Source organism: Lacinutrix sp. MEBiC02404, assembly GCF_053601575.1.
In genome coordinates, this window is sequence record NZ_JBSHNV010000108.1 from 72,722 (window position 1) to 88,036 (window position 15,315).

Annotated in this window: 6 protein-coding genes; 2 read left to right on the forward strand and 4 right to left on the reverse strand. The window is 33.8% G+C overall.

Translation table 11 applies throughout. The annotated features are described in order from the left end of the window. Positions 1-186 precede the first annotated feature (186 nt). The gene (locus ACVCXO_RS01425; RefSeq protein WP_452227818.1) at positions 187-7,920 is read right to left on the reverse strand and encodes an HYR-like domain-containing protein; all 7,734 of its coding nucleotides are present in this window, start codon (positions 7,918-7,920) and stop codon (positions 187-189) included. 433 nt (positions 7,921-8,353) lie between these two features. Between ACVCXO_RS01425 and ACVCXO_RS01430 the strand changes: the two genes are divergently transcribed. Continuing rightward, positions 8,354-9,118: a hypothetical protein gene (locus ACVCXO_RS01430; RefSeq protein WP_452227819.1), complete on the forward strand. Its 765-nt coding sequence runs from the start codon at positions 8,354-8,356 to the stop codon at positions 9,116-9,118. Between the two features lie 114 nt (positions 9,119-9,232). Here ACVCXO_RS01430 and ACVCXO_RS01435 read toward each other — a convergent pair whose 3' ends face one another. Continuing rightward, on the reverse strand, positions 9,233-9,889 hold the full coding sequence (locus ACVCXO_RS01435; RefSeq protein ID WP_452227820.1) for an HAD family hydrolase: 657 nt from the start codon (positions 9,887-9,889) through the stop codon (positions 9,233-9,235). Positions 9,890-9,972: 83 nt separating this feature from the next. Here ACVCXO_RS01435 and ACVCXO_RS01440 point away from each other — a divergent pair, with 83 nt between their 5' ends. After that, complete coding sequence (locus tag ACVCXO_RS01440) at positions 9,973-10,743, forward strand: M90 family metallopeptidase (RefSeq protein ID WP_452227821.1); 771 nt, start codon at positions 9,973-9,975, stop codon at positions 10,741-10,743. Here the strand turns inward: ACVCXO_RS01440 and ACVCXO_RS01445 are convergent. Both ACVCXO_RS01445 and ACVCXO_RS01450 read right to left on the reverse strand, forming a co-directional pair. Then, positions 10,706-12,568, reverse strand: a complete 1,863-nt coding sequence (locus ACVCXO_RS01445; protein ID WP_452227822.1) for a YfiR/HmsC family protein — start codon at positions 12,566-12,568, stop codon at positions 10,706-10,708. The two genes, ACVCXO_RS01440 and ACVCXO_RS01445, sit on opposite strands and share 38 nt — an antisense overlap. Further along, a complete protein-coding gene (locus ACVCXO_RS01450; RefSeq protein WP_452227823.1) occupies positions 12,565-15,294 on the reverse strand; it encodes a TonB-dependent receptor in 2,730 nt (909 codons plus the stop codon). Before ACVCXO_RS01450 ends, ACVCXO_RS01445 begins: the two co-directional genes overlap by 4 nt. Between the last annotated feature and the right edge of the window lie 21 nt (positions 15,295-15,315).

The following is a 15,315-nucleotide window of genomic DNA, read 5'->3' on the forward strand; positions in this document are numbered from 1 at the left end:
CGAAATACATCTTTTTTTCTTGTCGGTTTAAAATTGTGTATTAGTTGTAGCTGTATTTTTGTGCTTTTTTTTGTTTAGATAGTAGCTTTGAAGTCTTAGATATAGTTGACGTTTCTATACTTATTTAGCAAAAAAAAAGCGACCCAAAAGGATCGCTATTTTAATTTGTAATTTCGGATGTATTCGTTATTGTTTTACTACAATTTTCTTGTTAATGAGCGCATTATCCGAAGTTCGTACTTTAATTATGTAGGTGCCTTCTGATATTTTCTTAACCGGAAGTTTACATTCATGGGATAGAGGTGCGTTTGTTCCATTCCAAGATTTAACCGTTTGTCCTAATAAATTAACCAAGTAGACTTGTTTAATATCTACAGAAGTTGGTACATTAATATAAATTTCACTTGTATCCGTTAAATAGTTAATCACTACGTTAGAGAATTGCGCGTCAGGAGTATTTAATGCGCTTCCATCTTTGAAACTAATAAAGTATCTATCGCTATGGCTTCCTGCATCTAATGTAATTTGATAATGAGTATCATTGATCCGCGTGTACGTTTCTAATAAAGCATCAAATACAAAAACATCAATTTCTTCGTTAAAATTTTCTAGTTCTGCTAGTTTAATCTGTATGTTTCCAGTGGTACCCAAATCTATGGTTACCGGATACATATTCTCGTCATGGAATGCTCCAACACCTTGAATTACATATTTTTCACCTTCTATGATAAAGGACATGTCGCTTGCGAAGTAATCGGTGTTTAGTGCATCGTAGCCATAATCCACTCCTTCACTAGCTTCATTGTTTGGTGTGAAACCTAATAGTAAATGACGAACGGCATTTTCCGGTGATTTAAAATCAATACGGATTAATTGATTTTCATTTCCATGATCATCAGATTCCTGATCTCTATTTTCTGTTCGCATAAAAACGGAATTACCACTCGTTTCTTTTATGAAAACACGTTGACTATTATTAAACTCGAATGTTCCACCAGCCGGCTTAGCAGTTACCATAAAACCTTGCCCAACTGGAATGAAGCGTTTAGGCAATGTGGTAGCATTTCCAACGCCATTTATTTCAGGAGGAGAAACGGCAGCAACTCCACCACCTAATAGATTGTAATAGGCATATCCACCTTCATAGGCCGCTGTTACATGCGAATTATTGCTTGGTGCATGTTCCCAATATCTTATCGTACCATCTAGTAATGTAGTTTGGTTACTTGCAATGACTGCATTAGCATCTATTGCGGATGGGTATGGATTTCCAATTAAAGACTCATTTCCAATTACAGGATCTATACTTGCGCTTATGACATGTGTTATATCTCCATTATTAGGCTGGCCTACAAAGGTGTAATTTTGATAGGCAGTTGAATTTCCGCTTCCTTTCATGGTGAAACCTAAACCAACATTAATAGCGTAGGTTTGATCAATTCGGTGCCAATTGATGTAAGAATCGTATGCGTAATTTTCAAATAAATATAACCAACGACTACTCATAGTTACCGGAGAACCTCCATTTGCATCATGAGCCGGCGTCCAATTTACAGGAGAAGTACCATCATATAGCACACTTCCAATTTGATACGTATTCCCATCTGAACTTACAGGGGATGACCAGTAGTTGTAATTATATAAGTTGGTTGTTCCTTGTTGATCCCTGTGTAAGTTACCATTTCCTGTATAATCGACTATACTTCCAATTGGTTGTAGCAACTGCGATTCACCTTGTAAATCTAAAGTTCCATTTATTTTGAGGTATTTATTCACTATTAATGGTTGATCATTTGCAATACTTAATGTATTATTCTCAACGATTAATCCGAGCAAAACTGTTTTGCTTAACACGGTTGCTGGTCTATTTGTAATGACATTCGTTTCGGTTTGTACAATATTCCATGTTTGCTCAAAACCATTTATACTATTTAATTTAGAGTTTGGTATTTGTTGAACTGAAGGACTTGACCATGTCGTACTTAAATCCCAATCTGTGCCTGCAATAGATACATATGGTATAGGAGCCGTTTCTAACTGATCAGTAGTCATTTTATTCAGATTTCCAGCTATTGGATTTGCTGTAGAAATATCTTGAATCATTCCTCCTGAAACAGATGCTTGTGATCCTGACTTCATTTGGTAATAACCAATCAAATTATTCCATTGTAAACCACCACTTATATTTAAAGGAACAACAACACCTGAAACATCGGTACCATTAGCTTCAATTTCCTGATTCATCATTTCACGAATTTGCGTTTGGGATATGGAGCTGTTCCAGATTCGAACTTCATCAATACCACCTCCAAAGAAATTTGTAGCACTATTGTTTGTTCTATCCATTGCACCAATAAGTGCTTTATTCGTATTTACTATTGGAGAGGCACCTGCAGTTGCTGCTCGGATAACAAAACCATCAATATACATGGTGTAATTTGCACCATCATAGGTAACAGCTACATGATACCATTTGGTGTTATTCATAGTTTGTGTTGCAAATATTTCACTGTTATTCCAACGGAAATATAGTCTATTACCTATTAGACTTAAGTCGTAACCAGAATTTAAATTATTCCCATTTCGTTTAGATATAATGGTTTGTGTTCCTGAAACGGTATTTGGTTTTATCCAAGCTTCTATACTGAAAGAACCTGTATCTAAACCATAATTATCGGCAAAACTTATATTGTCATCTGTTCCATCAAATACTAAGTTATCCGCACAATTAGGAATCGTAATTTCTACTGTATCTGTTGTGTCGCTACAAGGCGAAACGTTAGTTACTGTCCATGTTAATATATATGTTTCCCCGCTTTCTCCCGTAAAAGATGCATTATAAGCTGTTGGATCTGAAAAATATCCTGTATTAGGAGTAGCTGTCCAGTTTCCTGTAGTATTATTTGCGGCTAATGTAACAGTTGTGTCTGAACAATTAGTTGTTAATTGATTTGGACCAGCAGCTGCAATAATATAAGGTGTAATCTCTATATCTATACTATCTGTAGTCTCTAAACAAGGACCTGTTGGTATATTTGAGGTAAACGTAAGCGTTACAGTTCCTGTTTCACCAACACCAAAAGTGTAGGTTGGTGCTAAGTTATAGATATCATCAAATGTACCAGTTCCTGAAGTGGACCAACCAGACCCTGCGTTTCCTACCGTAGCTCCAAATGTTAGATTAGCTGCGAGTAGTATGGATGCATTAGATTGACAAACTGTTTGTGGTAAAGTATTAATAGCTACAACAGGTGCTTCATTAACTGTAATAATCCCAGTGGCTGTTTTAACATCACAACTGGAGGTGGTTTGAAGGGTATAATTAAAAGTCCCTACCTGAGTCGGTGTTCCTGTAATAACAAATTCTAATCCATCGAAAGTTGTGGTTAAGCCTGCTGGTAATCCCGAAATACTTGGTGGTGTTAAACCTCCTCCAATATCATAAGTAATATCCGTTATTGGTGCATTTTGACAAACGATTTGATTATCTGTTCCTACTGGAGTTGTTAATCGAATAAATGTGGATAATGTAGCGAATGATATGTCATCTAATCCAAAATCATTTCCACCTAGAGAATTGTTTAAATTTCTAATTTCTATATCTAAAGAAGTATTTGTTCCAGAGTTCCAAGTACCATAAAATCGTGTCCAATTATCAGAACCTGGATTGTTATTATTTGGATGAGTAGGTAAAACAGGAGCAGTACCAATATTAGTATCTGTTGCATCATTGTTTCCTCTGACATTGAATGTAAGCTGTGCTCTTTGACTTGAGTTATTTAAACTCATTCCCCAAGCAGAAAAATAATATGTGGTGTTTGGTTCTATTATCAAATTATCCTGCTCCCATACAACCAAAGTATTACCATGACCATTAACAGCCATAAAATTACCAACGGCATCATTGGTGTGATCATCGCCCCAGAAATTAGGATGAACATTGTTACCATTTGTTGTTATAGAATAACCTCTATTACCAGAATCATTCACCAGTTCATTATTTCCGCCCACATCTGGAATAAATAAATAATCACTGCTAAAGCCCACATCACCTTGAGAAAAATCTCCATTTACAACTAGTTCTTGTGCGACATTTATTGTTGCTCCTACGGAACAACCATCTGCAGTTGTGCCAAAAACTTGATATTGTCCAGCAATATCAACAAATATAGACGGCGTTGTTTCTCCCGTATTCCATTCATAACTAACAAAACCAAGTCCAGTTGCATTTAATTGTACGGTATTTTGATTAGGTGGTGCTGGACAGTAATCCGTAAAAATGGTTAAGTCTGGTACAGGATATACATTGACTGTTTCAGTAGCTGATACTGGACAACCATCACTATTGGTTACGGTTACGGTATAGTTTGTAGTAACTAGTGGATTAACTGTTATTTGACTGTTCGTTGGGCTGGGTGTTCCTACTCCTGCAGGTAGACCTGCATTTGCACCTGTATTTGCAGTCCAAGCATAATCAAATGAATTTCCAGCAGTTTCACCCTGTACTTGGAAGTTATCTAAAAGTATGTGCGGTTCTCTTGGATTATAGAATGGGCCAGTTGATCCATCATTTACATAAAGTCTAAAATTTAATACGTTTGGATTATTTGCTTCTACAGGTAAATTTTCGTTAAATGTTCGCCAATTTGTGTTATTGTTTATATTTAATTGAACTCCTATATTATTCCAAGGTCCTGCGTTATTAATTCTGTATTGTACACGTATAAATTTATTATTTCCAAATCTAGTTGCTCTTTTGGCTTGAAAATAAACACCGAAATTCTGATAATTAGCTAAGTTTGCACCGCCTACATTGAAATACCAATATCCGTCATCAGGAGCGCCTCCTGCCCACCATTGTCCGTCACTATAATCATCAATCTGACGTAATGCTCTACCTGCCGTATTATTCTGTGTAAAAGCAGCGGGAGTTGTTGTAACTCCTTGATTAGGTCTGTTATAATCAATGCTTCCAGCTACACTAGTAGTTATGCCAGGCAAAGGTTGACCATCTAGTGAGGTATATCCATTACCTGTATTGAAATTATAGTTTACTAAAGTTACGTTGTTTCCTCCTGCACCTAATACAGTGGCCGTTAAAATACTAGGATCACCAGCACAAACTGGATCCTCTGAAACCGTTACAGAAGTAATTACGGGTATATCTAACACTTCCATACTATTGGTTGTATCACTGCATCCATTAGCATCATTGAAGGTAAAAGTTACAAACCCAGGAGTAACACCTGTTATAGATCCTGTGTTTGTTATGGTTGCAACACTAGAATTACTACTAGTCCATGTACCACCAGTTGCAGGTGAAGCACTATTTATTTCATTAACACAGATGGTTGTAGGTGCAGATGCTATTGGCAATGCATTAATAACCACAGTATTCGTAGTACTTGCACATATTGTTGTGTTATCTTGAAACGTAAAGGTTACGTTTCCAGGAGCAACAGGTGTAATCACACCAGCGTTAGTTACCGTAGCAATACCGGTATTACTACTTGTCCACGTTCCACCTGTATTTGGTGTTAGCGTTCGCGAATTCCCCATACAAATTTGTGTAGGAGCTGTTATTGTTGGTGCTGGATGTACTATAACAGAAATCGTATTACTCGGTTTAGGTAAAATACAAGCAGATAAACTCGATTGCATTTCTACATAAATAGTATTTGTACCAACAGGCAAAGGTGTAAACGGTGTAAATGTTGGACTATTTGTCCCAAAAGAAGTACCATTAATAAACCATTCATATATAGGTGTGGCACCACCATCAAAAGGTGTTGCTGTAAAAGTTAAACTTTCGCCATTACAAATTTCATTATTAGCGTCATCAGAAAGAATACTTACACTTGCGCTAGCTGCAGGGTCTATAACGGTTACCGTAGCTGTACATGTTGATATATTACCAGATAAATCTCTAACCGTTAATATTACAGTATTGCTTCCTAAATTAGAACAATCGAACAGTGTATTATCTAATGACATGGATTGAATTCCACAATTATCAGAAGAACCGTTGTCTATATCCGAAACTGATATAGTTGCATTACCAGTAACGTCTAATGTCACTGAGAAATTTTGACAAACAGCTGCAGGGAGTGTTGTGTCATTAATAATCACATTTTGCGTTTGTGAACTACTATTTCCGTTACCATCATTATATGTCCAAGTAACAATAGAGGTTCCTTGGATTGTGATTGGCAAAGTTGCATCGTTTGTAACAGTTACTGTTCCACCACAATTATCTGTAGCAGTAGGAGCAGTTAGGCTAGTTACTTCACATTCCGCAGTAATATTTGATAATACTGCTACATCTGGAGTCGGAGCAGAAAGATCATCAATAATTACATTTTGTGTTTGTGTAGAAGCATTTGAATTGGCATCCGTATACGTCCAAGTAACAACAGTTGTTCCTTGGGTTGCAATAGGAAGTGTTGCATCATTTGTTACTGTTACCGTTCCACCACAATTATCTGTCGCAGTAGGAGCAGTTAACGAAGTTACTTCACATTCAGAAGTTACATCTGCTAAAGTTGCAACATCAGCAACAGGAGCAATAACATCTGTAATTACTATGTTTTGTGTTTGTGTGGAAGCATTTAAATTAACATCTGTATATGTCCAAGTAACAACTGTTGTTCCTTGCGTTGTGATTGGAAAAGTAGTGGTTGTTGTTCCTGTTATTGTTCCGCCACAATTATCAGTTGCAGTCGGTGCGGTTAAAGTAGTTACTTCACATTGTGCCGTTACGTTAGCTAAAGTTGCAACATCAGCAACAGGAGCAGTAACATCTGTAATTATTACATTTTGTGTTTGTGTGGAAGCATTCAAATTAACATCCGTATATGTCCAAGTAACAACAGTTGTTCCTTGGGTTGTAATAGGAAGTGATGCATCGTTGGTAACAGCTACCGTTCCACCACAATTATCGGTAGCCGTTGGTGCAGTTAAAGTCGTTACTTCACATTGTGACGTTACATCTGGCAAAGTTGCAAGATCCGCAACAGGAGCAGTAGCATCTGTAATTATTATGTTTTGTGTTTGTGTGGAAGCATTCAGATTAACATCTGTATATGTCCAAGTTACGAAGGTTGTTCCTTGTGTTGTAATAGGAAGTGTTGCATCGTTTGTAACAGTAACTATTCCACCACAATTATCTGTTGCAGTTGGGGGTGTTAAAGTAGTTACTTCACATTGTGCCGTTACATTTGCCAAAGTTGCAAGATCAGCAACAGGAGCAGCAACATCTGTAATTACTATGTTTTGCGTTTGTATGGAAGCATTTAGATTAACATCTGTATATGTCCAAGTTATCACTGTTGTTCCTTGTGTTGTAATAGGAAGTGTAGCATCGTTTGTAACAGTTACCATTCCGCTACAATTATCTGTTGCCGTTGGCGACGTTAAAGTAGTTATTTCACATTGGGCTGTTATGTTAGCTAAAGTTGCTACGTCAGGAATAGGAGCTTCATTATCTGTAACTATTACATCAAAAGTACAGCTGTTTCCCGTTGCGTGACCTGCAGCATCATGTTCATCATAAGTCACAGAGGTTATACCAACAGGGAAAGTGTCGCCATCACCTAAAGAAGGAGTTCTTAAAACCATGGAGCCACCACTTATATTTGTCGTTGGAAGTGCAAATGTTACTACTGCACTACAAACTCCTGGATCTACATTTCTAGAAATATTTGGACCTGGACAAGTTGTAATAGTTCTAAATGTCGAATTATTTAGAGTATCCGTTTTATATTCAGAAAACAAAGCGGCTTCCGTATTTAAAGACGTATTGTTGTATGCGCTAGTTGAAGTTGTGTCAAGGGATAGGTGCTTAACATTTGTCGAAAATCCATTAAAACTATGTGTAAAAATAGTTATAACAAGCGTAAAAAAAAGTAGATTTTTTTTCATAATAGCAATCATTTTATAGGTCAAGCCATTGGCATAACGCCATGACAAAATCTTGTTCATTAAATAATTTGCTATTAATCTTAATGAGAGAAGCGAAAATAAGTGGAGTTCTTCCACAAAAAGAATTTAATCGTTAAACTACTTAATTACTCTTTAAAGCTTTCTATAATACGATGTATGACGTTTTTTATCGCTCTAATATATGGGCGATTTTTACTACCTGTTTTATATAAAATACTGTTTAGATTTAAAGGAATAGCAAGCACAAAGGGTTTATATTATGGCGTTCTAAAAAGCGTAAAACCAACAGAAGTAAGTACATATACTATTTAGTATAGAATTAAATAGGTAGTATAATTATTTCGTGATAATATTCACTTATCTTGCAGCCGTTTTATTTGCAGTCCATGCAAGTAATATAAAAGTGATAATCATGGAGAATAGAAGTAATAGCGAAGATAGAGTAACGCAAATAAATAAGGTAATAGAGAATTACTTTACTACAAATACGGATAAAGATTGGATTCCTGCAAAAGACATCATGTCTGATTTAATAGAAGCTGGTGTTTTTACAAAGGATCAAAAAAAAGGCTTACCGCTTAGAAAAGTATTAAGAGCTTTAGATAAAGAGAATACATTAAACACGATACCTTTTGTGCATGCAGAAAGAACAGAGACAGCTGTCTATTGGTATTTGGTACGAGAAGGAGTTACGTTTCCTAAGAGTGAAACTGTAAGTACTATTTCTAAAAAAGAAAGATCCAAAGAAGTTAGAGAGAATAGTGATGAGTTCTACATTTTAGATCTTTGTGACGAAATACTTAAAGAAAAAGCTTCCCGTAAACATACCTTTTCTTTTTTGTTTGGCGATATGCATAAAAAAGGAAAAACAAGAACAAAATTACCTTTAGCAGCCTTTTATGAAGGAGCTAATTTAGTGGTTGAATTTTCAGAAAAGCAAAACCAAACAAAGGAGCATTTAGAAAAACTAGATGTGATGACAGTTAGTGGTATTACTAGAGGAGAACAAATAAAAAAGTATAATAAAAGACGAAGAGATGTTCTTGAAAAAAAGGAAATCCATTTCATCGAAATTGATTATTCTTTATTTGAATGCGATAGTAAAAAGAATCTAAGTCGTGAAAAAGATAAAGATGTAAGACTTCTTAAAAGTCTCCTTAATAAGTATATAAAATAAAAGAGTTATCTGTTGTTAAGCATTATATTTTTTAAGGTTAAATGAAATTATAATGCTTGACTTCTAGTAAATACATTCCTTTTTAGAAGTAAATACATAAATGATTGTATCGTTCTATACTAAATTCATAACCTTCTCAAAAGGTATCTCATTAAAGTTAGAAACTACTTTGTTTGCTAAAGAATAGTCTTGGTTTTTAGAGTTTAAGCTATCATAACCAACACAATAAATTCCCGCGTCAAAAGCAGCTTTAATTCCGCTAGTCGAGTCTTCAATTACCAAACATTCCTTTCTTTTAAAACCAGAAGCTTCCGCTGCTTTTATAAATATTTCAGGATGCGGTTTAGATGCTTTTAAATCTGCCCCACTTAATTTGGCTACAAAATATTGGTCCAAATTAAATTTAGTAAACACATTATTTATGGTAAGCATAGAAGCAGAAGAGGCAAGTACTAAGGTGATTCCATTTTTATGGTACTCTTTAATAATATCATGTACACCATCTATTAGCTTTAGGCTAGGATCGTTAAAAAAAAGATCTTTAAAATGGTATCTTTTTCTATCTACAAGTGCATTTGGGTTTTCGTTCAAATCAAAATGGTTACATAATTTTTTGCAAACATTTTTTGTGGATTGTCCGGTAAGGCTTTCGTATAAATCTTTGTTTACTTTTATGTTGTAGTCGTTAAACATCTTGTGATACGCTTTGTGATGTAGTGGTTCTGTATCTACAATAACACCATCCATATCAAATAAAACCGCTTTTAGCATTTTGTTTTTTTTACGAAGATAAGTGATCGTATATTTTTTTATTCTCTAAAAAATAGAATATTTTGCAAATACAATTTAAGAATATGATTTACACATTTGTTTTTATAGTATTTGTAATTTTTGTTTGCTATGCTTTCTATGTCATGAAAGCTAAAAAGGTACAAGAAACGCCAAAACATTGGCATGCTATTTTAATGGAAAAGGTACTTTTTTATAAAAATTTAACTCCAGAAAATCAAACAATATTTAGAAAACGGATTATGCTTTTTTTAAGTGAAATACATATTGATGGAGTAAATACAGAAATAGAAGAACTAGATAAGATTTTAATAGCTTCTAGTGCTATTATTCCGGTATTTGGGTTTTCTAATTGGAGTTACAATAACTTGTCTGGTATTATTGTTTATCCCGATAGTTTTAATGCGGATTTACAGTTTTCGGATACAGATGAAAATAAACAAATTCTTGGAATGGTAGGAACTGGTCGTTTTGAGAAACAAATGATTCTCTCTAAAAAGGCAATCCGATTAGCCTTTAATAACAAAACAGATAAACACAATACGCCAGTGCATGAGTTTGTACATTTGTTAGATAAAATGGATGGGGAAACCGATGGTATTCCTGCGTTTTTTCTAGGTAAAGAATATATTGCGCCTTGGTTAGCATTAATGCACAAAGAAATGGAAGCTATTAATAACGATGCATCGGATATTAGAAATTATGGAGGTACAAGTGACATTGAATTTTTTGCGGTAGCTTCGGAGTATTTTTTTGAAAGACCAAAGCTTTTTAAACAGAAGCATCCCGAATTGTATGCTATGCTTTCCGTTTGTTTTCAGCAGCCAAAAAAGTAGCGTTTGTTTCCACTGGTATTGTAAAATAAAAAGTGGTTCCGATTCCTTCTTTAGATTGTAACCAAATTTTTCCGCCATGCGATTCTACAATTTTTTTGCAATGTGCTAATCCAATACCAGTTCCTTCATATTTCTCTCTATTATGTAACCGTTGAAAGATAGCAAATATTCTGTCTTGGTAGTTTTCTGGGATACCAATACCATTATCTGTTACCGCAAATTGCCAATATTCTTGAGATTCTTCATCCTCGGTTTTAATGCATGAAATCATTATATTGGGCGTAGTGTTTGCATCTATAAATTTAACGCTATTACTTATTAAATTTTGAAATAATAAGCGTATTTCTATATCAGAACCAGTGATAATTGGTAGGTTTTTAGTGGTTATTTTAGCATTAGATTTAGATATCATGCTCCCTAAATCTATTTTTATAGCTTCCATTAATGTAGAAGTATTTATGGCGTTGTACTCTTTAATTTTTCCTAATCTAGAATATTCTAAAAGCGAATCAATGAGTGATTTCATTCTTAAACTAGATTCATTAATAAAGTTTAAACTCATTTGTCCGTCTTCATCTAATTTGTCTTCGTATTCATCTAGTAACAATACAATTAATCCAGAAATGGTGTTTAAAGGTTCTTTAAGGTCATGACTAGTAATATAAGCAAATTGTTCTAGCTCTTTATTTTGCGAGGCTAATTCTTGTGTTTGCTTATAAATAACAGCATTTTTTTGTTTTAATACTTGCAGGTATTTTTTATTAGAAACATACATTCTATAGATGCTATAAAAGGCAATAAGCGTTAACAAAGCTAATGCTGCTAATAAATAATTAAATAGCTTTAGTTTGCTTATTTGACTATCATTTTCTTTTAGAATAGCTTGCTTTTTTTCAATATCTTGATATAGCGTTGTTAGAAAATCATTCTGAACTTTAATTTTTTCGTTACTTTCTCTTATCGTTTCACTTTGCGATTTTAAGGTGTCTATTTGTGAGTCTATAATTTGCTCTAACTGTTTTTCTATAGCAATTTTATCTTCTATCTTTTTGTTTTGTATTCTATTGTATTTGTTTAATTGATTTATCCAGTTTTTCTGATCATTCAATTTTATAGAAATAGTGTCTATTACATTATTTTTATCTAGGATCGTTTTTGTTTTATCTCGAATCTCCTTTTCACTATTTTTAATTATTACTTCTTGTAATGCTGAGGTATCTTTTGTTTTGTTTAAATTTTTACTTGCATCTTTATAAAGAAGTTTCCATTTGTCTGAAGAAGTTATTGCATGTTCACCTAAACTTTCAGCAGTTTGAAATCCTTCACGTTCTATGCTTTTTTCGTTTATTTCGTATTCAAAAGAATTATCTACATTAACCATATTAATCATAGAAGTATTATAGTTGTAATCTTCTGTAATAAGTAAAATGTTTTTATTTGCTATTTTGTTTAGAATGTAGTTAATATTATAATTGTAGTGATTATTAACGTAAAGCACCTGAATATTCCCAATGTCTTTTACAGCATTAAAATTTACAACTTGAACAGGTTTATTAAAAATTCTTCGTTTTAAGGATAAGGATTTTAAGTCTATAATGGTTCTATCGGGACCAAGAACTCCAATTTTAAATTGGTCAAGTTCCTCTAGGTTAGACCAACTTACTTGTTGTGCAAAATTAAAAATAAAGATACTTCGTTGTATACGTTTAATCTCTTCATTATTGGATTCTTGGGATTGTGCAGTAAAATTAAAAAGAAAACAGACGAACAAAAAGGCTAAAATAGCTTTTAAATTTAAGGAGGATTTAGTTGTAATTATTATCATAATTTTAATAAAAATCTAACGTAATAATTAGAACCTTTAACACCAAATTGCTGAACCCTTCTACTATAAATAAAATTACCGTTTTCTGTATTGGCAGCGTGTGTGTGTTTATCTGGATACACATTAAAGATATTTGTTCCTCCAAGTGTGATATTGCATATTTTTTCAAAGGTGTAAGATAGTGCTAAATCTGTTACCAATTTAGAAGAAAACGTTTGGTCTCTAGTTTCCAGTTCTCCAGAAAATTCATTTAATACCCAATTTTCTTGAATACCATCTTCTGCGTTTACATATTTTACTTTTCCAAAAAAGGTGTTTCCTAATTGTATTCTGTATTTATCAAAATGATAGGATATGATAGAATTTACTTTATAATTTGGTTGTCCAAATTCTACTCTAGCTATATCTTCACGATTGAACAAAGTGCTTTCTTGACCTTCTAAAAAATCAGAAACTTTATTAAGAGCAATAACTTCCGTTTGTTTTAAATTTCCTGCTAAAGATGCGTTTAATTCACCATTACCAATTTTGTTTTTGTAATGTACAGCCACATCTAAACCAATCGTTTTTGTATCTATGGCATTAGAGAAAAATTGAGCAGCACCAACATTAAATGGTTCTAGGGTTGCTTCGTAGCCTTCATCAAATCGTCCAGAAAGCACAATTCTATCTTTAATTTTTATATTGTAATAATCTGCAGTAAAGGATAATTTTTCAGCTAGTTTACCAGAAAAACCTGCGTTAAAGTGGTTGGAAAGTTCTGGTTTTAAATTTTTAATTTGAAAAGCTTCTTTAGCAACGGCACTTTCATTATTAAAAGTTCCCACTTGTACAATTTCTCCATCAATAAATTGTGTACTTATACTTTGAAAATATACTTGGTGTAGGGAAGGAGCTCTAAATCCTGTAGATAAGCCTAATCTAAAATTTAAATCTTTACTTATTTTATATCTTCCAGATAGTTTCCAAACAAACTGTGCTCCAAAATCATTGTAAGCCTCGTATCTAGCAGTAGCTTTAAGTAAGGTTTCTTTCGATGTATTTACTTCTACATCTATATATCCAGAACTGTTGGTTCTAAATCTGCTTAGTTCATTTTCAGGCTGAATACCTGGAAATACTTGAGCACCAGCAATACTTTGCTGTTCTATACCATCACTATCTATATAGGTGTTGTTTCCATCCAAATAAGAATCTTCTTCACCAGCAATAATGTTATAGTTTTCTACACGTAATTCTCCTCCAAAGGCGATGTTTACTCCAGATAACCAATCATAACCTCTAGAAATATCTAGATTAGATGTGTTTTGTTTATAAGAAAATCCACCCGAATAAAAAGTTCGAGGAGAGGTAATCCCTAAGGATGCATTATTTGAATTGTTTACCGTATAATCTAGAGTGTTAATACCAATGGTATGACTAAAATCTAATTTCCAATTATTTTTTTCTCCTTTAAATCCTAAAGAAATGGCATCATCTTGTATGTCGGTTAATATTTCTGGAGAAAAACCATTCGGAAATAATTCTAATACCACACGATCTATCTCTTTCGGAAACCTGTAAAAACCTTTAGATTTTCCTTCTCTGTAATTTCGCCCTCCATGAAAATAAAATAAAGAATTATTTGAAATGGGGAATTCTCCATTAAAGGATAATGCAAGATTTTGTGTAGAAGCATTACCAATTTCCATGACTCTTTTCCCGGAGTACTCATTTTGCCCGTAAAAATTATTTGCAGCAATTAAGTCTGCATCTTCATCCGGATCATTAGAATATACTAAACCATTATAATCACCAGCTCTATTATATGCTTCTCTATTTCGGTATTCTCCAGTAATATTTATAAATCCTTTTTTTCCTACTTCAAAACCAAAATTTGCCGAAAAATAAGTAGTAAAACCATCTCCTGCCGTCGTTTGTTCCGCACGTCCTTGTACATCTATAGATTGCGTTTGCTTTTTTAGTATGATATTAATAACTCCCGCAATAGCATCCGATCCATATTGTGAGGTTGCCCCATCTCTTAAAATTTCTATTCTTTCAATCGATGCCACAGGAATTGCATTAAAGTCGGTACCTACCGTTCCTTTACCAACGGTTCCGTTCACATTTAAAAGGGAACTGTTATGTCTACGTTTACCATTTACTAATACTAATATTTGATCTGGACCAAAACCTCTTAAAGTAGCAGGATCTATATGGTCTGTTCCATCCGATATGGTTTGATTTGTAGAGTGAAAAGAAGGTACTAAGTAATGTAATATGTGGCTTAACTCTATTTGAGGTGAGTTCGTAATATCTTGTGGAGAAATAATATCTACAGGGGCAGTTGTTTTTAATACGGAACTAGGTTCTGCCCTAGAGCCTAAGGAAACAGGCTGTTCTATAGAAAAACCAGTTTCTAAAATAAAATCGAAAACCACTTCTTCACCAGCGTTAACGTGTACCGATTTGGTTGCTGTTTTGTACATAATAAAGGCTACATGAATAATAACATCACCTTCTTCAATATTTAAAACGTAATCTCCATTAACATCACTAGTAGTAGACGTGTTTGACCCTTCAATGCTAATTTTAGCTCCAGGAAGACTTCCAAATTGATCTGATATTTTTCCTGTTATTTTAACTTTATTCTGCGAAAATGCAGAAAAGGTAAAGAGTGATATAACTAAGAAAATTAAAGCATTTTTATTAAAATATGGCACCGAATTATTTAGTTTTAACATGCAATACTAAATTAAGAAAAA

What these genes read in the sequence shown, in the direction of transcription:
- ACVCXO_RS01445 (WP_452227822.1), bottom strand. Translation starts at nt 12,568, where the DNA reads ATGATAATAATTACAACTAAATCCTCCTTAAATTTAAAAGCTATTTTA.
- ACVCXO_RS01440 (WP_452227821.1), top strand. Translation starts at nt 9,973, where the DNA reads ATGATTTACACATTTGTTTTTATAGTATTTGTAATTTTTGTTTGCTAT.
- ACVCXO_RS01425 (WP_452227818.1), bottom strand. Translation starts at nt 7,920, where the DNA reads ATGAAAAAAAATCTACTTTTTTTTACGCTTGTTATAACTATTTTTACA.
- ACVCXO_RS01435 (WP_452227820.1), bottom strand. Translation starts at nt 9,889, where the DNA reads ATGCTAAAAGCGGTTTTATTTGATATGGATGGTGTTATTGTAGATACA.
- ACVCXO_RS01430 (WP_452227819.1), top strand. Translation starts at nt 8,354, where the DNA reads ATGGAGAATAGAAGTAATAGCGAAGATAGAGTAACGCAAATAAATAAG.
- ACVCXO_RS01450 (WP_452227823.1), bottom strand. Translation starts at nt 15,294, where the DNA reads ATGTTAAAACTAAATAATTCGGTGCCATATTTTAATAAAAATGCTTTA.